The following is a 552-nucleotide window of genomic DNA, read 5'->3' on the forward strand; positions in this document are numbered from 1 at the left end:
CATCTAATATAGACTTGACATCTTCTACCTTAACTCTTCCATAAACCTTTCCATCTACCATAACAACTGGTGCAAGTCCACAAGCACCAACACATCTTAAACTATCAACCGTAAACATTCCATCTGGAGACATATTACCCTCTGTGATGTTAAGCTGTTTTTTTATCTCCTCTAATACCTTATCCGCACCCTTTACGAAGCACGCTGTACCCATACATACATTGATTACATGTTTTCCTCTAGGTTCCATAGTAAAATAAGAATAGAATGTTGCCACTCCATAAACCTTAGCTGCAGGAATATTAAGCTTTTTTCCAAACTCTAAATATTTCTTATCAATCTCTGAAAGTTCATCTTCTCTTATTACTTGAGATAGAGCCTTTACTTCCTGAACCTTAGAATAGGATGAAAAAATTTGATTTGCTACGTCTGGATGATCAGCTCTTGTATATCCTTCTCCAATTCCATCCTTCATAAGTCTTGATAGTGAAGGCAAAATATTAATTGGAGGATAAATATTCCTCTGATATATTTCTCTGCTTAAAACAATCT

At 35.1% G+C, this 552-nt stretch carries 1 protein-coding gene; it reads right to left on the minus strand.

All coding sequences use genetic code 11. The annotated features are described in order from the left end of the window. On the minus strand, nucleotides 1-496 hold a 496-nt coding region (locus TCEL_RS00290), incomplete at its 3' end, for an NADH-quinone oxidoreductase subunit NuoE family protein (RefSeq protein WP_242823427.1). Nucleotides 497-552: the final 56 nt, after the last annotated feature.

It is taken from the genome of Thermobrachium celere DSM 8682 (assembly GCF_000430995.1).
In the GTDB taxonomy this organism is placed as follows: domain Bacteria; phylum Bacillota; class Clostridia; order Clostridiales; family Caloramatoraceae; genus Thermobrachium; species Thermobrachium celere.